At 67.1% G+C, this 25,720-nt stretch carries 24 protein-coding genes; 16 read left to right on the forward strand and 8 right to left on the reverse strand.

What is annotated here, in order from left to right; translation table 11 throughout:
• Positions 1-62 precede the first annotated feature (62 nt).
• Positions 63-575: a hypothetical protein gene (locus HWX55_RS03900; protein WP_175974094.1), complete on the reverse strand. Its 513-nt coding sequence runs from the start codon at positions 573-575 to the stop codon at positions 63-65.
• Between the two features lie 102 nt (positions 576-677).
• A complete protein-coding gene (locus HWX55_RS03905) occupies positions 678-1,187 on the reverse strand; it encodes a DUF1269 domain-containing protein (protein ID WP_175974096.1) in 510 nt (169 codons plus the stop codon).
• Positions 1,188-1,572: 385 nt separating this feature from the next.
• Between HWX55_RS03905 and HWX55_RS03910 the strand changes: the two genes are divergently transcribed.
• Positions 1,573-2,127 (forward strand): hypothetical protein, encoded by a 555-nt coding sequence (locus HWX55_RS03910; RefSeq protein ID WP_050017310.1) that lies wholly within the window; start codon positions 1,573-1,575, stop codon positions 2,125-2,127.
• Positions 2,128-2,243: 116 nt separating this feature from the next.
• Here HWX55_RS03910 and kdgD read toward each other — a convergent pair whose 3' ends face one another.
• A complete protein-coding gene (kdgD, locus tag HWX55_RS03915) occupies positions 2,244-3,158 on the reverse strand; it encodes a 5-dehydro-4-deoxyglucarate dehydratase (RefSeq protein ID WP_089489801.1) in 915 nt (304 codons plus the stop codon).
• Between the two features lie 229 nt (positions 3,159-3,387).
• Between kdgD and garD the strand changes: the two genes are divergently transcribed.
• The 4 genes from garD (at position 3,388) to HWX55_RS03935 (ending at position 6,683) form a co-directional block, all read left to right on the forward strand.
• Positions 3,388-4,941: a galactarate dehydratase gene (gene garD / locus HWX55_RS03920; protein WP_175974098.1), complete on the forward strand. Its 1,554-nt coding sequence runs from the start codon at positions 3,388-3,390 to the stop codon at positions 4,939-4,941.
• Positions 4,942-5,129: 188 nt separating this feature from the next.
• Positions 5,130-5,522, forward strand: a complete 393-nt coding sequence (locus HWX55_RS03925) for a nuclear transport factor 2 family protein (RefSeq protein ID WP_124595400.1) — start codon at positions 5,130-5,132, stop codon at positions 5,520-5,522.
• Positions 5,523-5,601: 79 nt separating this feature from the next.
• A complete protein-coding gene (locus HWX55_RS03930; protein WP_175974100.1) occupies positions 5,602-6,057 on the forward strand; it encodes an RbsD/FucU family protein in 456 nt (151 codons plus the stop codon).
• A 188-nt stretch (positions 6,058-6,245) separates the two neighbouring features.
• A complete protein-coding gene (locus HWX55_RS03935; protein WP_006491342.1) occupies positions 6,246-6,683 on the forward strand; it encodes a DoxX family protein in 438 nt (145 codons plus the stop codon).
• Between the two features lie 113 nt (positions 6,684-6,796).
• On the opposite strand, the gene HWX55_RS03940 is transcribed toward HWX55_RS03935, so the two are convergent.
• Both HWX55_RS03940 and HWX55_RS03945 read right to left on the reverse strand, forming a co-directional pair.
• Entirely contained in the window at positions 6,797-8,107 is a 1,311-nt protein-coding gene (locus HWX55_RS03940) for an MFS transporter (protein WP_175831668.1), read from the reverse strand.
• Positions 8,108-8,428: 321 nt separating this feature from the next.
• The gene (locus HWX55_RS03945; protein WP_084044544.1) at positions 8,429-9,565 is read right to left on the reverse strand and encodes a branched-chain amino acid ABC transporter substrate-binding protein; all 1,137 of its coding nucleotides are present in this window, start codon (positions 9,563-9,565) and stop codon (positions 8,429-8,431) included.
• Between the two features lie 622 nt (positions 9,566-10,187).
• On the opposite strand from HWX55_RS03945, the gene HWX55_RS03950 reads away from it, so the two are divergent.
• Positions 10,188-10,982 carry an AraC family transcriptional regulator gene (locus tag HWX55_RS03950; protein ID WP_050017303.1) on the forward strand — a complete coding sequence of 265 codons (795 nt, stop codon included), beginning with the start codon at positions 10,188-10,190 and terminating at the stop codon, positions 10,980-10,982.
• Positions 10,983-11,058: 76 nt separating this feature from the next.
• Here HWX55_RS03950 and HWX55_RS03955 read toward each other — a convergent pair whose 3' ends face one another.
• Positions 11,059-11,322 carry a hypothetical protein gene (locus HWX55_RS03955; RefSeq protein WP_050017302.1) on the reverse strand — a complete coding sequence of 88 codons (264 nt, stop codon included), beginning with the start codon at positions 11,320-11,322 and terminating at the stop codon, positions 11,059-11,061.
• A 280-nt stretch (positions 11,323-11,602) separates the two neighbouring features.
• A complete protein-coding gene (locus HWX55_RS03960) occupies positions 11,603-13,495 on the reverse strand; it encodes a sugar phosphate isomerase/epimerase and 4-hydroxyphenylpyruvate domain-containing protein (protein ID WP_175974102.1) in 1,893 nt (630 codons plus the stop codon).
• A 286-nt stretch (positions 13,496-13,781) separates the two neighbouring features.
• Between HWX55_RS03960 and aroQ the strand changes: the two genes are divergently transcribed.
• From aroQ to HWX55_RS03975, 3 genes are read left to right on the forward strand one after another with little or no spacing between them, the layout of a single operon-like run.
• The gene (gene aroQ / locus HWX55_RS03965; RefSeq protein WP_050017300.1) at positions 13,782-14,237 is read left to right on the forward strand and encodes a type II 3-dehydroquinate dehydratase; all 456 of its coding nucleotides are present in this window, start codon (positions 13,782-13,784) and stop codon (positions 14,235-14,237) included.
• Positions 14,234-15,088 carry a shikimate dehydrogenase gene (locus tag HWX55_RS03970; protein WP_175974104.1) on the forward strand — a complete coding sequence of 285 codons (855 nt, stop codon included), beginning with the start codon at positions 14,234-14,236 and terminating at the stop codon, positions 15,086-15,088. The genes aroQ and HWX55_RS03970 overlap by 4 nt, the downstream gene beginning before the upstream one ends.
• A gap of 37 nt (positions 15,089-15,125) precedes the next feature.
• Positions 15,126-16,469, forward strand: coding sequence for an MFS transporter (locus HWX55_RS03975; protein WP_050017298.1), 1,344 nt, complete (start codon positions 15,126-15,128; stop codon positions 16,467-16,469).
• Between the two features lie 102 nt (positions 16,470-16,571).
• Here the strand turns inward: HWX55_RS03975 and HWX55_RS03980 are convergent, their stop codons facing one another.
• Positions 16,572-17,681, reverse strand: coding sequence for a 2-aminoethylphosphonate--pyruvate transaminase (locus tag HWX55_RS03980; RefSeq protein WP_175974106.1), 1,110 nt, complete (start codon positions 17,679-17,681; stop codon positions 16,572-16,574).
• A gap of 259 nt (positions 17,682-17,940) precedes the next feature.
• Between HWX55_RS03980 and phnS the strand changes: the two genes are divergently transcribed.
• From phnS to HWX55_RS04015, 7 genes are read left to right on the forward strand one after another with little or no spacing between them, the layout of a single operon-like run.
• The gene (gene phnS, locus HWX55_RS03985; RefSeq protein ID WP_175974108.1) at positions 17,941-19,032 is read left to right on the forward strand and encodes a 2-aminoethylphosphonate ABC transporter substrate-binding protein; all 1,092 of its coding nucleotides are present in this window, start codon (positions 17,941-17,943) and stop codon (positions 19,030-19,032) included.
• A gap of 34 nt (positions 19,033-19,066) precedes the next feature.
• On the forward strand, positions 19,067-20,170 hold the full coding sequence (phnT, locus tag HWX55_RS03990; protein ID WP_175974110.1) for a 2-aminoethylphosphonate ABC transport system ATP-binding subunit PhnT: 1,104 nt from the start codon (positions 19,067-19,069) through the stop codon (positions 20,168-20,170).
• Entirely contained in the window at positions 20,148-21,068 is a 921-nt protein-coding gene (gene phnU / locus HWX55_RS03995; RefSeq protein ID WP_175974112.1) for a 2-aminoethylphosphonate ABC transporter permease subunit, read from the forward strand. The genes phnT and phnU overlap by 23 nt, the downstream gene beginning before the upstream one ends.
• A complete protein-coding gene (gene phnV, locus HWX55_RS04000; protein WP_175974114.1) occupies positions 21,058-21,918 on the forward strand; it encodes a 2-aminoethylphosphonate ABC transport system, membrane component PhnV in 861 nt (286 codons plus the stop codon). Before phnU ends, phnV begins: the two co-directional genes overlap by 11 nt.
• The gene (gene phnA / locus HWX55_RS04005) at positions 21,915-23,225 is read left to right on the forward strand and encodes a phosphonoacetate hydrolase (protein WP_175974116.1); all 1,311 of its coding nucleotides are present in this window, start codon (positions 21,915-21,917) and stop codon (positions 23,223-23,225) included. The genes phnV and phnA overlap by 4 nt, the downstream gene beginning before the upstream one ends.
• Entirely contained in the window at positions 23,222-24,676 is a 1,455-nt protein-coding gene (gene phnY / locus HWX55_RS04010; protein WP_175974118.1) for a phosphonoacetaldehyde dehydrogenase, read from the forward strand. Before phnA ends, phnY begins: the two co-directional genes overlap by 4 nt.
• A gap of 4 nt (positions 24,677-24,680) precedes the next feature.
• Positions 24,681-25,235, forward strand: a complete 555-nt coding sequence (locus HWX55_RS04015; protein WP_175974120.1) for a phosphonate degradation HD-domain oxygenase — start codon at positions 24,681-24,683, stop codon at positions 25,233-25,235.
• The last annotated feature ends 485 nt before the right edge of the window (positions 25,236-25,720 follow it).

The following is a 25,720-nucleotide window of genomic DNA, read 5'->3' on the forward strand; positions in this document are numbered from 1 at the left end:
TGTCACTCGCCGGGGCCGCCGACACGAGACGGCCGTCTCGCGCGGCGGGAAGAAGCGGCGTGTCAGTGCATCTCGCTCTGCTTGCGTCGTTCGAGGATGCCGTAGACGACGGCGGTGACCACACCGAACAGCAGGTTGGCCAGCAACGGTCCGGAACCGCGCTCCGAGACGAACCACGGGAACACGGCGGTCATCACATGGAAGTTCCACGCATACGCGACGATCCCGAAGGCCAGCCCGATGACGGCCTCCATGCCCACACTCGAATCGAAGCGGAACGGAGCCATGATCGCAGCGAGAATCATCCCCATGATGGAGCCGAACACGTAGTGCAATACCAGCGCCGTTCCGACGATGCCATAGCTGAAAACCGACATGTTTTCGAGTGCGCTGCGGCCCATCACCATGGCCGCGATCTTGTGGGTCGGTTGCCACGGACTTTCGTCTAGCACCATGGTCGACCAGAAGAACTCGAGCACGATGACCAGCGCGCCACCCGCGAGACCGGCCACGGCAGCCGCGAGCCAGTCAGGTGTGCGCCGCTCCCAATGGTGTGATTGAATGTGCAGTTCCATACGACCTCCTCTCCCGCGTGGACGGGGGCCAATTTCAGTGGCCCGACGCAGCACGCTCGATGTCGAGACAGCCTCAGGGGCAGTGCATGCCGGTTTCAGGTATCAGGGGAAGGCCGGTGTCGTCGGATCGGCGCCTTCCAGATCCGCCTTCGGAAAATGCTCGGCGATCATCTGCTCGATTTCCTGCTCTCGTAATGCCGGCACATCGGCCATGATCAGAATCTGGCCTTCCTTTATCGCTTCTCGAAATCGCTGGAGTCGCGCGTTCGGCTCGGCGATGCCGATCATCCCGGCCGTCCACGCGCCGAAGCCCGCTCCCGCCACCGTCAATGCGACGACGGCGCCGCCCGCAATCACGAGCTCCGCCGGGGGGAACACAAGCGCGATGAGGCCGATGAGCGCGCCCGTCGCTCCGCCGAGCGCGACGCCGCGCTCGAGCGCGTGCACGACATCGCTGCTTTGCAGCAGTGACGCTTCGGGTAACTGATCAAGTGTGACGCTGTGATCGGCGAGGACGTGGATATGGCGCCAGACGATGCGTGCGCGCAGCAAGTCATCGACGATCGCCTTCGCCATCACGGTATCGGGTACGAGGAAATAAAGGCGTCTCATGCCAGCCTCCTTTCTGCCGTCAACGCATTCCGACGGAAGTATTTTTTTATTCTATGTCAGCATCGGCGCGCGGTACGTGCAGGCACGCGTAGGTGCTTTTACCGTCCCGGTGCAGTCGTTCGACACGCGTGGCATGCGCGGTTGAAGCGCGGCGGTAAGCGACGTGCACGGAATCGTGTGACGAATTTTTGAGCCGGCGAGTCGCCGCGCACTTTCGCGCGCAACCGTCGCACGCAGCGCCTCTCCGACCCGTGCCGATGTTGGCGACGCGCATCGTCGCCGCTACCTTCCCCGCGACCCGATTTTCTCCTACAGTAGCGAAGCCTCGGGCCGTCCGGCCCGCAGGCGAGCCTGAGAGATCACAAGACCAACAAGGAACCATCCGATGACTATCAGCAAGCGTGGCGACCACCTGTTCGCGGCCGGGTTGTGGAAAACGATCGGCGACGTCGCGAAATCGGTCCGTACCCAGATCGGCGAAACCAGCGAAGGGCGCGTGCTGGCCGACGCGCTGTTCGCGCTGCAGCGCGAACTGGGCGGCAGCGAATTCGACGTGACGATCAACCAGGGGCGGCCCGTCGCGGGCTCCGATCCGCATTCGTTGATCTTCGGCAGGGCCGTCGAGCGCTTCAAGTACGACATGGAGGCCGTGGTGTTCGCGCTGAAGCATCGCCGCAGCATCGACGGGCCGAACGGCGCGGAGCGCGCCGACGCGCTCACGCAGGCCAACACGCATCTCGCGACCGCGAAGCAGTACGCGATGTTCACGGTCGGGCGCTTCTTCGATGCGGTCGTCGACCGCGACGTGCTGGAACAGATCGTCGGCGCCGAGTCGCCGGCGCGCGGCCGACCGCTTGCGGCCCGCAAGGGGATCGACGAGACGCAGCGTACGCTCGCGAGCGTGCGGCAGCGGATCATCGGCGCGATCGCGCAGATGTAATGCAATGGCCGCGCCGGCTCGTCGAGCCGCGCGGCCATCGCACGATACGGATACGGAGGACTGCGGGAGCCGGCGCGCCGTGCCGATGAAGGCCCCGCGCCGCCGGCGAACCCGGCTTACTGCGGGCCCATCTTCTTGATCAGCACGTCGAGCTCGGCTGCTTCTTCGTCGGTCAGGTCGACGAGCGGTGCGCGGACCGGGCCCGCGTCGTGGCCGACGAGCTTCGCGCCCGCCTTCACGATGCTGACCGCGTAGCCGGCGCGGCGATTGCGGATCTTCAGGTACGGCAGGAAGAACTCGTCGATCAGGCGGCCGACCGTCGCGTGGTCGTCGTTCGCGATCGCTTCGTAGAATGCCATCGCCGTCTTCGGGATGAAGTTGAACACGGCCGACGAGTACACCGGCACGCCGAGCGCCTTGTATGCGGCCGCATAGACTTCAGCCGTCGGCAGCCCGCCGAGGTATGCGAAACGATCGCCGAGACGGCGGCGGATCGTGACCATGCTCTCGATTTCGCCGACGCCGTCCTTGAAGCCGATCAGGTTCGGGCAACGGTCGGCGAGGCGCTCGAGCATGTCCGCATTCAGCTTCGAATTCGCGCGGTTGTACACCACGACGCCGATCTTCAGCGCGCGGCACACCTGCTCGACGTGGTCGGCGATCCCTTCCTGGCTCGCTTCGGTCAGGTAGTGCGGCATCAGCAGCACGCCGCTCGCGCCGAGGCGCTCGGCTTCCTGCGCATATTCGATCGCGACGCGCGTCGCGCCGCCCGCGCCGGCCAGGATCGGCACCTTGCCCTTGCAGGTTTCCGTCGCGACGCGGATCACGTCCGAATACTCGCGCTGCGTGAGCGAGAAGAATTCGCCGGTGCCGCCGGCCGCGAACAATGCGCTCGCGCCATACGGCGCCAGCCATTCGAGGCGCTCGGCGTAGGTGGTCGGACGGAAGCTGCCGTCGGCGTCGAAATCCGTCAGCGGAAACGACAGCAGGCCGTGGGAGATGATTTGTTTGAGTTCTTGCGGTGAAGTCATGGTTGGGTCGTCCGTCTAGCGCGAGTGCTGGTTCGTCGGAAACGGCATACGAGCCGAATTGGCGATGTCGTTGTATGTCATCGTACAACGCATGAATGAGCGACGCAAGCGGTTTGCTGGCGGGTCAAGGGTAGGGTCTTTCCGGATAAGGGTTTACGCAGCATCATCAAGTGAGGTTGAATGTCGTATGATGACTAACGATATCGCAGATAGGCTTCCAGGAATTCCGATGACTGCTTCCCCTCTCTACATCCGCGTGCATCCGGACGACAACGTCGCGATCGTCGTCAACGACGGCGGTTTGCCCGAAGGCGCGACGTTCGCCGATGGGCTGACGCTGTGCGAAGGCGTGCCGCAGGGGCACAAGGTCGCGCTCGTCGACCTCGCGGCCGGCGATCCGGTCATTCGCTACAACGTGGTGATCGGCTATGCGCTGACCGACCTGCGGCGCGGCAGTTGGGTCAACGAGCGCACGATGCGCATGCCCGAGCCGCCGGGGCTCGACGACCTGCCGCTCGCGACGCGTGCCGCGCCGCCGCTCGAGCCGCTCGAAGGCTATACGTTCGAGGGCTTTCGCAATGCGGACGGCTCGGTCGGCACGCGCAACATCCTCGCGATCACGACGACCGTGCAGTGCGTGTCGGGCGTCGTCGAGCACGCGGTGAAGCGGATCAAGGACGAGCTGCTGCCGCGCTACCCGAACGTCGACGACGTGGTCGGGCTCGAACATACGTACGGCTGCGGCGTCGCGATCGATGCGCCCGACGCCGACATCCCGATCCGCACGCTGCGCAACATCAGCCTGAATCCGAACTTCGGCGGCGAAGTGATGACCGTGAGCCTCGGCTGCGAGAAGCTGCAGCCCGAGCGCCTGCTGCCGCCGGGCGCGATTCCGGTGGCCGCCGACGGCGCGACCGACAACGGCGGCGTCGTGTGCCTGCAGGACGCCGCGCACGTCGGCTTCCATTCGATGATCGATTCGATCATGAAGATGGCGGAATCGCATCTCGAGCGGCTCAATTGCCGCCGCCGTGAGATGTGCCCCGCATCGGATCTCGTCGTCGGCGTGCAGTGCGGCGGCAGCGACGCGTTCTCGGGGCTCACCGCGAATCCGGCCGTCGGCTTCGCGGCCGACCTGCTCGTGCGCGCGGGCGCGACGATCATGTTCTCGGAAGTGACCGAAGTGCGCGACGGCGTCGCGCAGCTCACGTCGCGTGCGGCGAACGAAGCGGTGGCCCGCGAGATCATCCGCGAGATGGACTGGTACGACCGCTATCTGGAGCGCGGCCGCGTCGACCGCAGCGCGAACACGACGCCGGGCAACAAGAAGGGTGGCCTGTCGAACATCGTCGAGAAAGCGATGGGGTCGATCGTGAAGTCGGGCAGCGCGCCGATCGCCGGCGTCGTGCGCCCCGGCGATCGCGCGCGGCAGAAGGGGCTGCTGTACGCGGCGACGCCCGCGAGCGATTTCATCTGCGGCACGCTGCAGCTTGCGGCGGGGATGAACCTGCATATTTTCACGACCGGCCGCGGCACGCCGTACGGGCTCGCGCAGGTGCCGGTGATCAAGGTCGCGACGCGCAGCGATCTCGCGCGCCGCTGGCACGACCTGATGGATCTCGACGCGGGGCAGATCGCGACCGGCGCGGCAACGATCGAGGACACGGGCTGGGAACTGTTCCGGCTGATGCTCGACGTCGCGAGCGGCAAGCGCCGCACGTGGGCCGAGCAATGGAAGCTCGCGAATGCGCTGACGCTGTTCAATCCGGCGCCGGTGACCTGACGCGTGACGCGCGCGGTGGTGGCGGCAAGACGATGCGGGCGCCTTCGGGCGCCCGTTTTCTTTTTGGGATGGCGCGCGCGATTTCCTTACCTCGCACGTAATCGACCGTCCGCGCGGCCCCGGCGACGATAGCGGCACGCGGACCCGAAACGTCCGCGACATCGTCCACCGACACAAGGAGCCTCGCCATGAACACCGCTCAATCCGCATCGTCCGTCCACGCCGACCTGATCGACCGCTACTTCGACGCGTGGAACGAATCCGACGCCGCGCGCCGCCGCGAACTGATCGACGCGACGTACGCAAGCGACGCGGCCTATCGCGATCCGCTGATGGCCGGCGACGGCCACGCGGGCATCGACACGATGATCGCCGCCGTGCAGCAACGCTTCCCCGCGTACCGCTTTCGCCGCACGACCGACGTCGACGCGTTCGGCCAGCATCTGCGGTTCTCGTGGGCGCTCGTGTCGCCCGACGGCGCGGCGATCGTGAAGGGCTCGGACTTCGGCATCGTCGACGCGTCGGGCCGCCTCGCGTCGGTCACGGGTTTCATCGACGAAATGCCGGCCGCGGCGTCGTGACGTGAACGATGCATGCACCACGGCCGCCGGGATCGGGTAACGTTATGCGATTCGTTCCCCACCCCGGAGACCCACCGACATGCTGAAGAATCTCGACCCGCTGCTCCACGCCGACATCCTGCACACGCTGCGCGCGATGGGCCACGGTGACGAAATCGCGATCTGCGATGCGAACTTCCCGGCGGAATCCGTCGCGGAGCACACGGTGGTCGGCCGCGCACTGCGTGTCGACGGCGCCGATTCGGCGCGCGTCGTGCGCGCGGTGCTGTCGGTGCTGCCGCTCGACACGTTCGTCGACACGCCCGCGTGGCGAATGGAAGTCGTCGACGACGCGGCCGCGCTGCCGCCCGTGCAGCGCGAAGTGCAGGCCGAGATCGACCGCGCGGAAGGGCGCTCGGTGCCGCTGACCGGCGTCGAGCGTTTCGCGTTCTACGAGCGCGCGCAGCAGGCGTATGCAGTGATCGTCACGGGTGAAACGCGCGGCTACGGCTGTTTCATCTTCAAGAAAGGCGTGCTGTTGAGCGACGCGGGCTAAACGCGTTTTGCAGTGCGCCAGGCGGCCCGCACGGCCGCCGCGTTGTAAAGATTTGCTACAAGCTCTTGGACACCGCGGAAAGACCCTCTATGCTGGCCCATTTGCCGCGCGCCCTCCCGGGCCGCGCGGCGCCGAATCGCCCGGGCGCGCCCGGCGCGGGCGGCCGAATTGCATACGAGGAGAGAGGCATGACGCGTACCGTCGATTCCGGCGTCATTTTTTTCGCACGCCTGGCGCTGGCGGCGTTGTTCTTGTGGGGCGGCATCATGAAGCTGCTCGGCTACAGCGATTTCGTCGCGTATCTGCACGGGATGAACGTGCCCTATCAACAGGTCGTCGCGCCGATCGTCGTCGCGATCGAGGGGCTCGGCGGCCTGCTGCTGATCGTCGGCTACAAGGTCCGGCCGCTCGCGTTGCTGATGGCGGTCTACACGATCGCGACCGCGATGGTCGGGCACAATTTCTGGGACGCGACGAACGCCGCCGTCCAGCACGACATGGTGATTCACTTCTGGAAGAACGTCGCGATCGCGGGCGGCTTCCTGCTGCTGTTCGTCACCGGCGCCGGCGGCGCGAGCATCGACGCGCTGCGCCGGCCGAGTTCGTCGTACGGCGTGCTGCGTTGAACTGAGCACACCTGCGCAGTCGCCGCGACGCCGACGCAACACAAAAGGGCCGAATCCCGCACACCGCGGGATTCGGCCCTTCGTTCATCCGGCCGGCGCGTGCGCGCCGACGTTCAGCGTGCGTCCTTCACGTCCTTCGCATCCTTCGAGAACTGCACGGCGATCGCGCCAAGCACGCAGATCGCCGCGACGTACACGACCGGCGCGAGCGGATTCGACTTCATCATCAGCGACACGATCACCGGCGTGAGCCCGCCGAAGATCGCATACGCGACGTTGTACGAGAACGAGATGCCCGAGAAGCGCACGACGGCCGGGAAGCTCTTGACCATCACGAACGGCACCGCGCCGATCGTGCCGACCATGAAGCCCGCGATCCCGTAGTAGAGCGGCAGCGTCGACGCATCGGCCGCGACCTGCACGAACAGCAGGTAGTAGCACGCGGCCAGCCCGATGCCGCCGATGCCCAGCACGCGCTTCGCGCCGATCCAGCCCGCGAGCGAACCCGCGGTGATGCAGCCGGCCGTCAGGCACAGCGTCGCGACGCTGTTCGCGAACAGCGTCGTCGCCGGCGTCAGGTGGAACTGTTTCTGCAGCAGCGCGGGCGTCATCAGGATCACGACGACGATCGCGGCCGACAGCATCCACGTGAGCAGCATCGACACGATCACCGCGCGGCCGTGGTCGCGCAGCACCGCCTTCAGCGGAATCTCGGCGGCGAGCGCCTTTTTCGCCTTCATTTCGGCGAACACCGGCGTTTCATGCAGCCAGCGGCGCAGGTACACGGAGAACAGCCCGAACACGCCGCCGAGCAGGAACGGGATGCGCCATGCGAACGCGCCGACTTCGGCCGCGGAGTAACGGCTGTTGATGCCGGCCGCGACGAGCGAGCCGAGCAGGATGCCGGCCGTGAGGCCCGCGGTCAGCGTGCCGCACGCATAGCCGATGTGGCGCGACGGCACGTGCTCGGACACGAACACCCACGCGCCCGGCACTTCGCCGCCGACCGCCGCGCCTTGCAGCACGCGGAACAGCAGTAGCAACACCGGCGCGAGGATGCCGATCGTGTCGTAGGTCGGCAGCAGGCCCATCAGCAGCGTCGGCACCGACATCATCAGCACGCTCAGCGTGAACATCCGCTTGCGGCCGAACAGGTCGCCGAAGTGCGCCATGATCACGCCGCCGAGCGGGCGCGCGAGATAGCCGGCCGCGAAGATGCCGAACGTCTGCAGCTGGCGCAGCCAGTCCGGAATGTCGTGCGGGAAGAAGAGCTGTCCTATCGCCGGCGCGAAGAACACGAAGATGATGAAGTCGTAGAACTCGAGGGCGCCGCCGAGTGCGGCGAGGCCAAGGGTCTTGTAGTCGCTGCGCGTGAGCGCGCGTTCGGCGGCGCGAGGCACGCCGCTCAATTCGGAAGCTTGCATGGTCAGGACGATCGGTTTTCGAATGTAGTTGTCGGTGCTGCGTCTCCAGGGCCCGCTTTTCGGCATGGACTGACAAGGCGCGGCTTGCGTCGTCGAAGCGCGCCGCGTGCCGGGTGAGGCACGCAACACGCGCCGCCGCACCGGGATGGGGCACGGCGGAGACGAAGCGTCAAAGCGGGTGGGGGGATTCTACAGGAGCGCGAAATGCCTGCGCGCGAGCGCGCGCCGGGAGCGGCTTCGGACCATGCAGCCGAAGCGCGCGGCGCGGGCGGCCGGTGAGCCGCGGGCGCGCCGCGCGGGGCCGGGGCCGCGTATCGGTTATCAGTTGCCGGCGATCGTGTCGACCGGCTTGAACGCGCCGCGCTCGACCTTGTAGATCGTCACCGGCGCATCCTTCAGGTCGCCCTTCGCGTCGTACGCGATGCTGGGCGCCGACACGCCCTTGATCGACACCTTGCCGAGATACGGCGTGTATACCTTCGGATCGGTCGAGTTCGCGTCCTTCATCGCGGTGAGCAGCGCGATCGTGCCGTCGTACGAATAAGGCGAGTACGTGATCACGTCTTCGTTGAAACGCGCCTTGTAGCGTGCCGCGTAGCCGGAGAAGCCCGGCATCTTTTCCTTCGGCAGCCCGCCCATGTAGACGATCGCGCCTTCGGCCGCGTCGCCGCCGACCTTCAGGAACGTCGGCGAGCGCGACATCTCGCCCGTCACGAACGCCGACTTCATCCCGAGCTGACGCATCTTGCGGATCATCGGCGACGATTGCGCGTCGCCGCCGCCGTAGAAGACCGCGTCCGGATTCACGCCCTTCAGGTTGGTCAGGATCGCGGAGAAATCGAGCGCCTTGTCGTTCGTGAAGTCGCGCTTGACGATCGTGCCGCCGGCCGCTTCGACGGCCTTCGCGAATTCGTCGGCGATGCCCTGGCCGTAGGCGGTGCGGTCGTCGATGATCGCGATGCGCTTGAAGCGCAGCGTCTTCACCGCGTACGTGCCGACGATGCGGCCCGCCTGCGCGTCGCTCGTCAGCAACCGGTAGGTCGTCTTGTAGCCGCGCGCCGTGTATTGCGGCGACGTCGCCATCGAGATCTGCGGCAGCCCCGCGCGATCGTACAGGTCTGACGCGGGAATGCTGGTGCCCGAGTTGAAGTGGCCGATGATCCCGCGCACGTTGTCGTCGATCAGCCGCTGCGCGACGGTCGTGCCGGTGCGCGGGTCGGCCTGGTCGTCCTGCGCGTCGAGCTGGAACGTGACGGGCTTGCCGCCGATCGTCGGATGCGTCGCGTTGAAATCGGCGATCGCGAGCTGCACGCCCTTCTGCATGTCCGTGCCGTAATTCGACTGCGGGCCGGTCAGCGGTGCGGCGAAACCGATCTTGACGACGTCGGCGGCGACGGCGTGCGCGCCCGACAGTGCGCAGGCGGCGGCCAGCGCGACGTGCGATACCTTCAGCTTCACTTTCACTTCCCCTTGATGGCGTGGTTGGGGCGCCGCGCGCATGCGGGCGGCGCCGGTAAACCGGGCGAGACGTATTGGTCGGCAGGCCGATGCGCAGGCCATGCAGGTGCATCGCGTGCCGTGCGTGCTGTGCCGGAATCGGCGTACGCGACAGCGGATGCGGTGGCCCGTGCGTGCCGATTGCGGCAGCGCCGGGAGGTCGTCTCGTGACCGTGAAGCGAAGTCTAGATAGCGAAAATGCGTGCGTCTTGCGCGTTCGATGCGCGGCCGGCGACGATATCGGCATATCGTCGATTACCCTGATATATGCCGAAATCGTCATGACGAGTGCGCAAACCCGCCAAGACGCGGGTCGTCGGCATTTTTACGATGACGGGATTCGGGTGCGTGGTGCCGGCGTGTCGATGCGCTGCGCCGGTTACGGAGAGGGCGGAACGGTCGCTAGCCCGCACACCATATGCGCATTGGTTGCGTGCACAACCAGCGTCGCCCACCGATGGAGCCGATCGGCGGCGTCCGATGCCGCCGGCCACAGTCTTGTCCGCCCCGCATTCGATGCGACGCGATCGAAGGGGCGCTCCTATAATCGACGCCATCTGCCACTCGCTTCGCGGTTGCCGGGATGACGACCTTGCTTGCCGTACCGCCCATGAGCCTGTCCGATACGTTGTGCTACCAGCCCGACAACGCCGATTTCGGCGCGATGCTCGCGCATTTTCGCCTGCTCGAACCGGTGTTCGATGCGCTGCCCGACGTTGCGTTCTTCGTGAAGGATGCGAGCGGTCGCTATGCGATCGTCAATCGCACGCTGGCGATGCGCTGCGGCTACAAGGACAAGCGCGACCTGCTCGGCAAGACGGCCGACGAGGTGTTTCCGCGCCGTTTCGGCCGCAGCTATTTCGAGCAGGACATGGCGACGATCAACGCCGGCCAGCAGTTGATGGATCAGCTCGAGCTGCACCTGTATCCGGGCCGCCAGCCGGGCTGGTGCCTGACCTGCAAGGAGCCGCTGCGCGACGCCGCGGGCCGGGTGGTCGGCCTCGCGGGCATCTCGCGCGACCTGAAGGCGCACGAGGGATCGCACCCGGCGTACAGCCGGCTCGCCGACGTGGTCCAGCACATCCAGGACCACTACGTGCAGCCGCTGAACCTCAAGCAGCTCGCGCAGATGGCCGGCATGTCGGTCGCGCAACTCGAACGCTACTTCCACAAGGTGTTCCACCTGACGCCGCGCCAGGTGCTGCTGAAGACGCGGCTCGACGCGGCCACCGCGCTGCTCGTCACGCACGACAAGGTGACCGACGTCGCCGCGCTATGCGGCTATACGGATCACAGCGCGTTCACGCGCCAGTTCAAGGCGACGGTCGGCGTGACGCCGACGGAATACCGGTTGATGCTGCAGGAGCGGGCAGGGTGACGCGACTCGCCGGGGCGGCTGGCGCGTCACAGGGATCGGGGTGGGGCGGGGAAACGGGAAACGGTGAAGCGCTGGCTCAGCGGTAGCCGAGCCCTTTCAGGACGGCCGTGCCGTCTTCGGTCAGCCGGAAGCTCGGGCTCGTATCGGGGTCGAGCTTGACCATTTCGACGAGGCCGGCTTCCTGCAGCGCGGGCAATTCGGGTTTGGCGTTCGCGCCGATCGGTGCATGCAGCAGCACGAGCAACGTCGCGATTTCATGATGACTGAGCAGGCGGCGCAGCATCGTCTTCTTTGCAGGGGGCGCGGCCGGGCGGCCCGCGGGTGCTTCTACGGCGCTCATCGCTTTCCTCCTTTTCGAGATAACCATCGGGTACTGGTTGCGGATGGTGCCGTCGAAGACTTAAGCGATTCTTAAAACCGGGGCGGGCGGCGCAATGCTGCACCGCGGTACGGGTTACGGGATGTAACGGCGGGCGGCGCGGGGGGGCCGGCATGGCCGCGGCCGACCGCGCAGGCCGGTACCTGGCTGCCCGATGTGCGACGATGGCGCGCGGCGAGATCGCGCGGTCCAATCGATCGCCGAATCGCGAGCGCGCTCCGGCCCCGAACTTCTCTCATCCTTATTTCCGCCGCTGCGCCTGCGCGGCGAGCCGCACGGCCGCGTTCGCCGCGCCGTAGCCGTCATACCCGCCGCGCCGCTCGACGATCTCGAGCGAGAAGCGGTTGTCGACCAGTTCCGTATACGCATGCAGGAATTCGCCGCCGTCCTCGTCGCGGTCGTAGAGCAGGTGATGCGCGCTCAGCGTGTCGATCAGTTCGTCCGGTAGCGCATAGCGCGCGGCGAGATCGTCGTAGTAGTTGGCCGGAATGCGCAGGAACGGGACGCCGTCGGCCGCGAACGCGGCGACCGTCTTCACGATGTCGTCCGTGCGGAACGCGACGTGGTTCAGCCCGGTGCCGTGGTAGCGGTCGAGCGATTCGGCGACGGCCGTATGACGGTCGACCGACGCGTTCAGCGCGATCCGCACCGAGCCGTCGGCGCTGCGCACCGCGCGGCTGCGCATCAGCCCGTACGGGTCGGGCACGAGCCAGCTGCGCTCGGCGTCGAAGCCGAACGCCGTCTTGAAGAACAGGATCCACGTGTCGAGCGCGTCGGCCGGCAGCGCGAGGCACACATGGTCGATGCCCGTCAGCGGGCCGACTTCGGTGGGGCCGTCGATGTCGGTCAGCACGAAGTCCGATTCATACAGCGTCGGCGCATCCGGCGCTTCGTCGACGAAATATTCGAGGCTGCCGTCCGGCGCCTTCACGCTCGGCAGCACGCGCTCGTTCGGCGCGACCTGGCCCGAGAACGGCGCGTAGCCGAAGCCGGCCGCGCGTTCGAACGCCACTTTCGCGTCGTCGACGCGGAACGCCGACGCGCACAGCGACAGCCCGTGCTGCTGGAAGAACGCGTCGGCGAACGAGTCGCGCTCGGCGTTCAGCACGATCGATGCGGCGCCGTGCTGGAACAGCGTCACGTCCTTCGAGCGATGCCGCCCGGCGAGCCGGAAGCGCATCCGGCCGAGCCATTCGCCGACGGTTGCCGCCGCCTGCGCGTCGACCGCGAATTCGATGAACTGGAACCCGACGTGCGCGGGCGGCGCGGGCGGTGCGAACAGCGGCTGGCTGGCGGCCGGCGCGCGGCCCTCCTGGGCGAGCCGCGCGCGCGTCAGGTCTTCCAGATAGAGCAGCGAGCGATGGCCGTCGGCGGCCGTGAGCGCGGTCGGCGCCGCGCGGAAGCCATCGTTGAAGATCTCCAGCGACAGCGGCCCCGTATAGCCCGACTCGATCACGCGCGCGGTGAAGCGCGCCAGGTCGAAGTCGCCCTGGCCGGGGAACGAGCGGTAGTGGCGACTCCATTCGATCACGTCCATCACGAGCTTCGGCGCGTCGGCGATCTGCACGAAGGCGATGCGGTCGCCGGGGATATCGGCGATCCCGTCCGGCGAATCGTCGAGCGACAGCGTGTGGAAGCTGTCGAGCGCGAGGCCGAGGTGCGGACTGTTCACCGCGTTCACGAGCTTCCACGCGTGGCCGTACCGCTTCACGACGCGGCCCCACGCGAGCGCTTCGTACGCGGCCACCACGCCGGCCTGCCGCGCGGCTTCGGCGAGCACGCCGAGCTGGTCGACGAGCAACCCGTCGTCGGCGATCGTATCGGCCGCCACGCTGCTGCAGACGAGGATGCGATCGGTGCCGAGCGCGTGCATCACGTCGAACTTGCGCTTGATCCGGTCGAGATTGCGCGCGAGCTGGGCCGCGCTCACGCCCTCGAAGTCGCGAAACGGCTGGAACAGCACGATGTCGAGGCCGAGATCGGCGGCCATGCGCCGGACGTCGGCCGGCGATCCGTCGAAGTAGACGAGGTCGTTTTCGAAGATTTCGACGCCGTCGAAGCCCGCGGCCTGGACGGCGGCGAGCTTCTCGGCGAGCGTGCCGGACAGTGACACGGTGGCGATCGAGCGCTGCATGGGGCGATTCCTGCGGATGAGCGGGGCATGACGCCGGTCTAACCGACCGTGTCTAACCGACCGTGTCGAACCGACCCTGAATGAACCAGTCGTTGAGTTCGGTGCGGGCGCCATATCCCGAATTTACTGGGCTAGTTATCCGTATTGTACAAACTAACTAGATGGTACAAATTAGCGAAAACCCGGAAAGACAGCCCGCTTGCACGGGCGCACACTAGCGCCAAATTCCGATGTCTTCGGGGCGGCGCCGATCGTGGTCCGCCCCTGTTTCAGGAGCAGAAACACGATGAGCAAGCACAAGGTACTGGTGCTGAACGGCCCGAACCTGAATCTGTTGGGCACGCGCGAGCCCCATATCTACGGCGCGGAAACGCTCGCCGATCTCGAGCAGCGCTGCCGCACGGCGGGGGAAGGGCTCGGGCTGGAAATCGACTTTCGCCAGTCGAATGCCGAGCATCAGCTGATCGACTGGCTGCACGCCGCGCGTCACGACACGCACGGCATCGTGATCAACCCGGCCGCGTATACGCATACGTCGGTGGCGCTGGCCGACGCGCTTTCCGCGATCGCGAAGCCGGTGATCGAAGTGCATATCTCGAACGTCCATCGCCGCGAGGCGTTCCGCCACCATTCGTATGTGTCGGCGCTCGCCGAAGCCGTGATCTGCGGCTGCGGTACCGAAGGCTACGTGTTCGCGCTGCAGCGCCTGGCGACGGTGTTCGCGAAGGGAGCCGCACGATGAGCCGCCCGTCGTTCCTGATCGGCCTGATCGGCCAGGGCATCGGCGGTTCGCTGTCGCCCGCGATGCACGAGGAAGAGGGGTTCCGCCAGGGCTTCGGCTACGTGTACCGGCGCCTCGATCTCGACATGCTCGGCGTGACCGCCGACGCGCTGCCGCAACTGCTCGATGCCGCGCAGCGGATGGGCTACAACGGGCTGAACATCACGCACCCGTGCAAGCAGCGCGTGATCGAGCACCTCGACGCGCTGTCGGACGACGCGCGTGCGCTCGGCGCGGTGAATACCGTGCTGTTCAAGGACGGCAAGCGGATCGGCCACAACACCGACTGGTCGGGCTTCGCGAAATCGTTTAGCCGTGGGCTGCCCGGCGCGTCGCTCGAACGCGTCGTCCAGCTCGGCGCGGGCGGCGCGGGCGCGGCCGTCGCGCACGCGGCGCTGCAGATGGGCGCGGCCGAACTGACGATTTTCGACGTCGACGGCACGCGCGCCACCGCGCTGGCGGGCGAATTGCAGCAGCGCTTCCCCGCCGCCCGCGTCACGCCGGGCAGCGATCTCGCCGCCGCGATGCGCGCGGCGACCGGCCTGATCCACTGCACGCCGACCGGCATGGCCAAGCATCCGGGCTTGCCGCTGCCGGCCGAGCTGCTGCATGCGGGCATGTGGGTGGCCGACATCGTGTATTTCCCGCTCGAAACCGAACTGATCCACGCCGCGCGCGCGGCCGGCTGCGCGACGCTGCCGGGCGGCGGGATGGCCGTGTACCAGGCCGTCGACGCGTTCGAGCTCTTCACCGGGCGCACGCCCGACGCCGAGCGGATGTTCGATCACTTTCAGTCGCTCGTCGCGCGCTGACCCCCTTACAGACACAGAAAGAGACCAGGAGACGACCATGCAGCACACTACCCACACGAGCGCCGCGCCGGCGCAGGCGGCCGGCACGGTCCGGCGCACGTCGGCGCGCTACAAGATCCTCGCACTGCTCGCGATCGGCACGATGATCAATTATCTCGACCGCACCGTGCTGGGCGTGGCTGCGCCGCAGCTCACCAAGGAGCTCGGCATCAACGCGGCCGTGATGGGCATCATGTTCTCCGCGTTTTCGTGGACGTACGTGGCGATGCAGGTGCCCGGCGGCCTGTTCCTCGACCGCTTCGGCAGCAAGGTCACCTATTACTGGTCGATGACGCTGTGGTCGCTGTGCACGTTCCTGCAAGGCTTCGTGCCGGGCGTCGCGACGTTGCTCGCGTGCCGGCTGGGCCTCGGCGTGACGGAAGCGCCATGCTTCCCGACCAACAGCCGCGTCGTCGCGACGTGGTTCCCGCAGAACGAACGCGCGATGGCGACCGGCACCTATACCGTCGGCGAATATATCGGCCTCGCGTTCTTCAGCCCCGTGCTGTTCGCGCTGATGGGCGCGTTCGGCTGGCGCTCGCTGTTCTGGGTCGTGGGCGCGGTCGGCATCGCGTTCGGCCTCGTCTGGTGGAAGTTCTATCACGAGCCGCGCAACCATCCGGGCGCGAACTCGGAGGAACTCGCGTATATCGAAGCGGGCGGCGGCCTCGTGCACGGCGTGCGCAAGACCGACGCCAAGAGCGGCAAGGCCGAGCAGCCGAAGTTCAGCTGGTCGATGGTCGGCCAACTGGTGAAGAAGCGCCAGCTCGCGGGCATCTGCCTCGGCCAGTTCGCCGGCAACTCGACGCTCGTGTTCTTCCTGACCTGGTTCCCGACCTATCTGGCAACCGAGCGCCACATGGGCTGGCTGAAGATCGGCTTCTTCGCGGTGATGCCGTTCATCGCCGCGTCGGTCGGCGTGATGTTCGGCGGGATCTTCTCCGACTGGCTGCTGCGCCGCGGCAAGTCCGCGAACCTCGCACGCAAGCTGCCGATCATCGCGGGCCTGCTGCTCGCGTCGACGATCATTCTCGCGAACTACGTGCAGAGCAACGAAGCGGTGATCGCGATCATGTCGGTCGCATTCTTCGCGCAGGGGATGGCCGCGCTCGGCTGGACGCTCGTGTCGGATATCGCCCCGGACGGCCTGCTCGGCGTGACGGGCGGCATCTTCAACTTCGCGGCGAACCTCGCGGGCATCATCACGCCGCTCGTCGTCGGCTTCATCGTCGCGTCGACCGGCTCGTTCGTCGGCGCGCTCGTGTTCATCGGCGTGATCGCGCTGGTCGGTGCGCTGTCGTACATCTTCGTCGTCGGCGACATCAAGCGGATCGAGCTGTAAGCACCGGTTCCCCGCACACACGGTGCGTTCGCCCGGCGGCCCATCGGCCGCCGGGCTTTTTTGTTTGCGCGTGCCGGCGGGCGGGCCGGCATGCACGCCACTTCAGGCGTGCTGCATCGCGATGCCGAGCGATTCGACCGCAGCGGCGATCGCCGCGACCGCACGCCGGATATCGCCCGCATCGATCGCGCCGATGCAGCCGACGCGGAACGTCTCGAGCCGCGTGAGCTTGCCCGGATACAGGATGAAGCCCGCGTCGCGCACCGCGTCGTAGAAGCGGCGGAAATCGTAGGCCGGATGGTCGGGCGCGTGAAACGTGACGATCACCGGCGCCTGCACGCTCGCGTCGAGGAACGGCACGAAGCCGAGCGCGCGCATCGATTCGACGAGCGTCCGGCAGTTCTCCGCATAGCGCGCACCGCGCGCCGGCTGGCCGCCTTCGGCGAGGTACTGGTCGAGCGCGGCGCGTAGCGCGGCAATCACGTGCGTCGGCGGCGTGAAGCGCCATTGCCCCGTCTTGCGCAGATACGCGTACTGATCGTGGAGATCGAGCGCGAGCGACCGCGCGTTGCCTTCGTTCGCGTCGAGCGCGTCGCGCCGCACGATCGCGAATCCCATCCCCGGCACGCCTTCCAGGCATTTGCCGCTGGCCGAGATCAGCGCGTCGATGCCGCTGCCCGCCAGCGCGATCGGCAGCGCGCCGAACGAACTCATCGCATCGACGATCAGCCGCTTGCCGTGCCGCCGGCATGCGGCCGCGATCGCATCGAGCGGATTCAGGATCCCGGCGCTCGTTTCCAGGTGCACGAGCGCGACGTGCGTGATGCGCGGCTCGCGCGCGAACGCGGCCTCGACGGCCGCCGTGTCGACGGCCGCGTCCTCGCCGAACGGCAACGCGATCGCTTCGATGCCGAGCCGGCCGAGGATCTTCAGGATGCGCGCGCAATACGCGCCGTTGTCGGGCACCAGCACGACGCCGTCGCGCGGCACCAGCGTGCCGAGCGCCGCTTCGACCGAGAACGTGCCGCTGCCCTGCATCGGCACGCACACGTACGCGTCGCCGCCCTGCGCGATGGCGACGAGATCCGCGCAGACGCTGGCCGTCAGTTGATTGAAAGCGGCGTCCCACGACCCCCAGTCATGTTGCATTGCGTGGCGTGTTGTGGCGGACGTGGTGAGCGGGCCGGGCGTGAGCAGAATCGGGTCGGGCATGGCTTTTGTCTCCAGCAAAGGGCGAACGGAACGCCGGGCGGCATTTCTCGATGACTTGCATGATAGTGGCAAAATGTGTCATTTTTTGGAAATTGTGGCATTCGTCACGGCTTTGTCATCGAACGCTGTGATCCTTCGGTTGCCGCGCGACACCCAGCTGAGCGCGGCAGCGCGGCGGCCGTTCGTCGGCCTGCCCGGAGATAACAGGAGAGCCGGATCGTGCCCCGGCCGTTTGGTGTTCCGCCTACGGAGAAGTGAGATGACACTGCAGAAACCCTCGCGCGCCGCCGCCGGCGCATTCCGCAAGCTCGCGCTGGCCGCGTGCGCCGCCGGTCTGCTGCAAGGCGCCGCGATGCCGGCGCAGGCGGCGAATGCGGTCGTGCTGTACACGGCGGACGGCCTCGAGAACCTCTATCGCGATGTGCTGCCGGCTTTCGAGAAGAAGGAAGGCGTGAAGGTCGCGATCGTGACGGCGGGTAGCGGCGAGGTGGTGAACCGCGCGAACATCGAGAAGAATTCCCCGAAGGCCGACGTGATCGTCACGCTGCCGCCGTTCATCCAGCAAGCCGGCCAGATGGGCCTGCTGCAGCCGTATCAGAGCGTGAACTACAAGAACGTGCCGGCCATCGCGAAGGCCGAGGACGGCACGTGGGCGACCTTCGTCAACAACTACTTCTCGTTCGCGATCAACCCGGACGTCGTGAAGAACCAGCCGAAGACGTTCGCCGACCTGCTCGCGCCGGCCTACGCCGGCAAGGTCGCCTACTCGAACCCGGCCACGGCCGGCGACGGGATGGCCGTGCTGATCCTGACGACGTCGCTGATGGGCGAGGACAAGGCATTCGACTACCTCGCGAAGCTGTCGCAGAGCGTGAAGTTCCACACGAAGGGCACGGGCTACCTGAACGTACTGCTGTCGCGCAACGAGATCAGCGTCGCGAACGGCGATCTGCAGATGGATCTCGACGACGCCGAGCACGGCGCGCTGTCCGTCAAGCCGATCTTCCTGTCCGCGAAGGCCGGCGACCAGCCGACCACGTTCCAGCTGCCGTACGGCATCGGCCTGATCAAGAGCGGCCCGAACCAGGACGCCGGCAGGAAGCTGATCGATTACCTGATGTCGACGGACGTGCAGTCGAAGGTGCCGGACATGTACGGCATCCCGGGCCGCACCGACGTGCCGCTAGCCGGCAAGAACGGCGAAGCGGTCAAGAAGGCGATCGCGGGCGTGAAACTGATTCCGGTCGACTGGACCCAGGTGATGGCGAAGAAGCCGGAATGGATCGAGCGCTGGAAGAAGGACGTGATCGGCAGCTCGGGCAAGCAGCTCGACGTCGTCAAGCCGAAGTGAGCGGCGCACGCCGCCTGTATCAGCGAGCAAGAGGATGAACCCGGTGGAAACCACCCTGACCCATCCCGGCGCATTCGGCGCCGCCGAACCGCACGCGACGCTGTGGTCCGGCGCGCCGGGCGGCGTGCAGATCGAACACCTGAGCGTGCGCTACGGCGCACGCACGGTGCTGGAAGATCTGTCGCTGTCGATCGGCGCCGGTGAATTTCTGACCGTGCTCGGCAAGAGCGGCTGCGGCAAGACCACGCTGCTGCGCTTCATTGCCGGGTTCGTGAAGGCCGACGGCCTGACCGGCACGCTGACCGTGGCCGGCCGCGACCTGACCTATGCGCCGCCGCACAAGCGCAACCTCGGTCTGCTGTTCCAGAATTACGCGTTGTTCCCGCACCTGTCGGTGTTCGAGAACGTCGCATTCGGGCTGCGCGCACGCGGGATGGCGTCGTCGGAAGTGACGCGCCGCGTCGCCGATGCGCTGAAGCTCGTGCAACTCGGCGATGCGGGCCACCATCTGCCCGCGCAGCTGTCGGGCGGGATGCAGCAGCGCGTCGCGCTGGCGCGCGCGCTCGTGATCGAGCCCGACGTGCTGCTGCTCGACGAGCCGCTGTCGGCGCTCGACGCGAACCTGCGCGCGTCGGTGCGCAGCGAACTGAAGGCGCTGCACGAGCGCCTGCCGAACCTGACCGTCGTCTGCGTGACGCACGATCGCGACGACGCACTCGTGCTGTCCGACCGTGCGCTGCTGATGCGCGACGGCCGCATCGCGCAGCTCGGCACGCCGCAGCAGCTGTACGACGCGCCGCAGGACGGCTACGTCGCGCGCTATCTCGGCCCGGCGAACCTGCTGCCGCCGCACGTGATCTTCCCGCTTGGCGATCCGCGTCACGAGATACGCGGCAAGGTCGCGTGCGTGCGCCCCGAGCGCCTGACCGTGATGCCGCCCGCGGCCGGCGGCCTGCACGGCACGGTGTCGTCCGTCGAATGGCAAGGCGCGGACCTGTCGATCGCGGTCGTGATCGACGCGGCGCCCGACGAGCCCGTGCGCGTGACGATGCAACGCGGCCGCGGCGCGGCCCCCGAGCGCGGTGCGCGCGTGTCCCTGCATTGCGAGGCAGACGATGTCGTCCTTATCGAGCCCTGAAGCCGGCCTGCCGCCGCACGTGCTCGCGTCGGCCGCAGCACACGCGGCCGCCGCGCGGCGCCGCAGGCGAATGGGCGACCTGCACCTGGCCGCGCTCGCGATCGTCGTGCTCGGCCCGCTCGTCGTCTATCCGCTGGTGCGGCTCGTGCTGCTGAGCGTGTCGGGCGATCACGGGCTGAGTTTCGCCGCGTACCGGACCTTCTTCGGCAATCCCGACACGCGCAACGTGCTGCTGACGACGCTCGGCGTGCTGTTCGCGAGCGCCGGCACCGCGTCGGTGCTCGGCGTGCTGCTGGCCGCACTGCTGTTCTTCAGGCCGTTCCCGGGCGCGTCGCTCGTCACGCGCTTCCTGGAACTGTACGTCGCGTTTCCGTCGTTCCTCGTCGCGTTCACGCTGATCTTCCTGTACGGCTCGCAGGGCTCGATCAGCATCGCGCTGCAGCACCTGTTCCATCTCGAGAATCCGCCGCTGGACTTCCTGTTCGACATCGGCGGCGTGATCCTCGCGCAGACCGTGTTCTACACGCCGTTCGTCGTCCGGCCGACGCTCGCGTCGTTCGCGACGCTCGACCCGCGGCTGATCGAAGCCGCGCGCAGCCTCGGCGCGCCCGGCTGGATGCTCGCTCGCCGCGTCGTGCTGCCGATCGCATGGCCGGGCATCGCCGCCGGCACCGTGCTGTGCTTCCTGCTGACGCTGAACGAGTTCGGCATCCTGCTCGTGCTCGGCAGTGCGCGGCTCGTCACGCTGTCGGTCGCGATCTACAGCAGCGCGACCGTCGATCTCGACCTGCCGACCGCGTCGGCCGGCGCGGTCGTGATGTTGTCGCTGTCGCTGGCGCTGTATGCGGTTTATCGCCGGGTGAACCGGCGCGCGACGGGAGGGAACGATGTCCGCTGAATTCCGTATCGGGCACGCCGTGCCGCGCCACCGGATCGGCTGGAGCGACACGCTGCTCAAGCATGCGTCGCGCGCCGCGCTCGCGCTGGCCGCGTTCGCGTGCTTCTGGCTGTTCGTGCTGCCGGTGATCGTCGTCGCGCTGTCGAGCGTGTCGACGCAGTGGTCGGGAACGATTTTGCCGGCCGGCTACAGCCTGCGCTGGTTCGAGCGGCTCGGGTCGCCGGAATACGACGCGCTGCTGACGAGCCTCGAAATCGGCTTCGGCGTGTCGGTTCTCGGCACGATCCTCGGGCTGTGGCTGGCGCTCGCGCTCGAAGGGCGCGACCGGCGCGGCCTCGGCGCGCTCGTCGACGCGCTCGTGATGGTGCCGAACGGCGTGCCGAGCGTCGTGCTCGGGCTCGCGGTGCTGATCGCGTATCACCAGAAGCCGCTCGACCTGTCGAGCTCCGCGGCGATCGTCGTGCTGGTGCAGCTCGCGCTGATTCTGCCGTTCTGCTATCGCTGCGCGGCCGCCGCGCTGCGCCCCGAATTGACCGTGCTGCGCGAAGCCGCCGCGAGCCTCGGTGCGCCACCCGCGATGGTGCTGCGCCGCGTGCTGCTGCCGCAACTCGTGCCGGCGTTGCGCGCGAGCCTCGCGCTCGGCTTCGCGCTGTCGCTCGGCGAGCTTGGCGCGACGCTGACGGTGTATCCGCCCGGCTTCGCGACCGTGCCGATCGTCGTGATCGGCCAGGTGGAGCGCGGCTATTACCTGCCGGCGTCGGCGTTGTCGCTGCTGATGCTCGGCGCGTCGCTCGCGGCGCTGCTGCTGATCGCCGCGCGCGTGCCGCGCGGCACGCGGGCGGCATCATGAACGCCGCGTTCGCGTTGCGGCGCCCCGGCGAGCAAGCGGCCGCCGGCAGCGGGTCGGCGAATCTCGCGGGACGCTCGATCGACGTCAACGGCCGGCGCTACCGGCTGCCGGTCGAGCCGACCGTCGTCATCTGCGTCGACGGCTGCGAGTACGACTATCTCGAACGCGCGGTGGAAGCGGGTGTCGCGCCGTTCATCGGGCGGATGATCGCGGAAGGCACCGCGTGGCGTGCCGATTGCGTCGTGCCGACCTTCACCAACCCGAACAACCTGTCGATCGTTTGCGGCGTGCCGCCGTCGGTCCACGGGATCTGCGGCAACTATTTCTGGGATCCTGCCGCCGACGGCGGGCGCGGCGCCGAAGTGATGATGAACGACCCGGCCTACCTGCGCGCCGGCACGCTGCTCGCGGCGGCGGCCGACGTCGGCGCGCGGGTGGCCGTCGTGACCGCGAAGGACAAGCTGCGCCGGCTGCTCGGCTGGCAGTTGAAGGGCATCTGCTTTTCGGCCGAGAAGGCCGCGCAGGCCAATCTTGCGGAAAACGGGATCGTCGACGTGCTCGACTGGGTCGGCCTGCCGTCGCCGGACGTGTACAGCGCGGCGTTGTCCGAATTCGTGTTCGCGGCCGGCGTACGGCTCGCGCAGACGCGGCAGGTCGACCTGATGTACCTGTCAACCACCGACTACGTGCAGCACAAATGCGAGCCGGGCAGTGCCGGCGCGAACGCGTTCTACGCGATGATGGACGGCTACCTCGCGCAGCTCGACGCGCTCGGCTGGGCGATCGGCCTCACGGCCGACCACGGGATGAACGCGAAGCACGATCCGGCGACGGGCCGGCCGAACGTGATCTATCTGCAGGATGCGTTCGATGGCTGGTACGGCGCGCAGGCTGCGCGCGTGATCCTGCCGATTACCGATCCGTACGTCGTGCATCACGGTGCGCTCGGTTCGTTCGCGACGATCTACCTGGCGCCGGGCGTCGACCGGGCCGACGCGATGTGGCGCGTCGGCGGCCTCGACGGCGTCGAGCTCGTACTCGACAACGCGGAAGCCGCCGCACGTTTCGAACTGCCGCCCGACCGGATCGGCGATCTCATCGTGATCGGCCGCCGCGACATGACGCTCGGCACCCGCGAGCGCGAACACGACCTGTCGGGCCTCACGGTGCCGTTGCGTTCGCATGGAGGCGTGTCCGAGCAGGAAGTGCCGCTGCTGTTCAATCGCCGTATCGAGCGGGACGATCCCGCCCGTCGCCCGCGCAACTTCGACGTGTTCGATTTCGTGCTGAACCGGATCGCGACATGATGGCGCATCCGCGGCAGGATCATCCGTCGTTTCGTGCCGAAGCGTTGCGCTGGTGCGGCACGCGCGCGATGCGCGAGCGCACGCTCGACGTCACGGATCCGTACACGGGCACACGCGTCGGCACCGCGCCGCTCGCCAGCGTCGACGACGTGCGCGCGGCGTTCGATTACGCGATGGCCTACCGGCCGACGCTCACGCGCTACGCGCGTTCGCAGATTCTCGAACGGGCGGCTGCGTTGCTGCGCGAGCGCACCGAGGAAGCGTCCGACCTGATCACGCTCGAGTCAGGGTTGTCGAAACAGGATTCGCGCTACGAGATCGGCCGGGTGGCCGACGTGCTGAAGTTCGCGGCGGCCGAGGCGCTGCGCGACGACGCGCAGAGTTTCTCCTGCGACCTGACGCCCCACGGCAAGACACGGCGCGTGTTCTCGCAGCGCCAGCCGCTCGACGGCGTGATCGTCGCGATCACGCCGTTCAATCATCCAATGAACCAGGTCGCGCACAAGATCGCGCCGGCGATCGCGACCAACAACCGCGTGATCGTGAAGCCGTCGGAGAAGGTGCCGCTGTCGGCGTTCTATCTGGCCGACCTGCTGTATGAAGCCGGGCTGCCGGAGCCGATGCTGCAAGTGCTGACGGGCAACCCTGCCGAAATCGCGGACGAGCTCGTCACGCATCCGCATGCGTCGCTGATTACCTTTACGGGCGGCGTCGCGATCGGCAAGGCGATTGCCGCGCGGGCCGGCTACCGGCGCATCGTGCTGGAGCTGGGCGGCAACGATCCGCTGATCGTGCTCGCCGACGCCGATCTCGACCGCGCGGCATCGCTGGCGGTGCTCGGCTCGTACCGGAATTCGGGCCAGCGCTGTACGGCCGTCAAGCGGATGCTGGTGCAGCGCTCGATCGCGCCTGCGTTCACCGAATTGCTCGTCGAGAAGACGCGCGCATGGAAATACGGCGATCCGTTCGATCCTGCGAACGAGATGGGCACGGTGATCGACGAGGCGGCGGCGCGGCTGTTCGAGGCACGCGTGAACGAGGCGGTCGCGCAAGGCGCGCGCCTGCTGACGGGCAACGTTCGGCGCGGTGCGCTGTATGCGCCGACCGTGCTCGACAACGTCGATCCATCGATGACGATCGTGCGCGAGGAGACCTTCGGGCCCGTGTCGCCCGTCATCGCGTTCGACACGATCGACGACGCGATCCGGATCAGCAACGGCACGGCATTCGGGCTGTCGTCGGGCGTCTGTACGGACAGCACGGCAGCGGTCGTGCGGTTCGTGAACGAGCTGAACGTCGGCACGGTGAACGTGTGGGAAGTGCCCGGATACCGGATCGAGCTGTCGCCGTTCGGCGGAATCAAGGATTCCGGGCTCGGTTACAAGGAAGGCGTCCAGGAGGCGATGAAGAGCTTCACGAACCTGAAGACGTTTTCGCTGCCTTGGGAGTGAGCGGATGGCGCTGACGGTGGAAGAGATCCACGGGCTGTATCTCGAGCATGGCCATGTGGCCTATAGCGGCGAACCGGTCACGCAACTCGAACATGCATTGCAGAGCGGATTGCTGGCGGAGGAGTCCGGGGCGGACGAAGCGCTGGTCGCGGCGGCGTTCCTGCACGACCTCGGCCATCTGTTGAACCGCCAGGGCGAAACGCCGAGCGCGCGCGGGATCGACGATCTGCATCAGTATTACGTGCTGCCATTCCTGCGGCCGCTGTTCAACGATGCGGTGCTGGAGCCGATCCGGCTGCACGTCGACGCGAAGCGCTGCCTGTGCCGCACGGACGCCGGCTACTTCGAGAGCCTGTCTCCGGACTCGGTGCGCAGTCTTGCGTTGCAGGGCGGCATTTTTAGTGACGAGGAGACGGTAGCGTTCCTGCAGCGCCCGTTCGCGGAGGACGCGCTGCGCCTGCGCCGCTGGGACGACACGGCGAAGGAGGAAGGCAAGGTGACGCCGGATCTCGATCACTATATGGAGATCGTCGCGCGCCAGGTGCGCGCGACTTCCTGACGGTCCGGCTGCTTCTATATAAGGCGCCGCACGCGGCAGCGTGCGGCGCCTTATATTTTTTTGCGAAACCTCTTGCGCGATTGCCAGGGGATGCATAGAATCACGCCTCTTTCGCGCTAACGGAAACGCGGCGCGGGAGGAAGGGAAGCGGTGCTGTTGGGGTTCGGTCGTAGCGAGCCTCGGCAGTACAGGAAGTTGAGCCCCGCAGTCGCAACGAAGTCGTTCAGAAAGTTGTTGACGAGCTGCGAAACACGGTTCATAATCTCGCTTCTCTGCTGCTGAAAACGCAGCGCTGCTGAGAAACACGAAGTTTCTCGCAGAAATGCTCTTTAAAAATTAACAGCCGATAAGTGTGGGCGCTTGATGGCAGCGAGCTGATCCTCGGATCAGATAGCGAAAGTATCAAGAGTCTCACACTAAAGTAAGTCAGGTTTATGAAGTGATTCATATTCCTGTCAGCTTTGAGTGAGCGACCGGTTCTTAAC

The organism is Burkholderia sp. BCC1047 (genome assembly GCF_902833155.1).
In the GTDB taxonomy this organism is placed as follows: domain Bacteria; phylum Pseudomonadota; class Gammaproteobacteria; order Burkholderiales; family Burkholderiaceae; genus Burkholderia; species Burkholderia sola.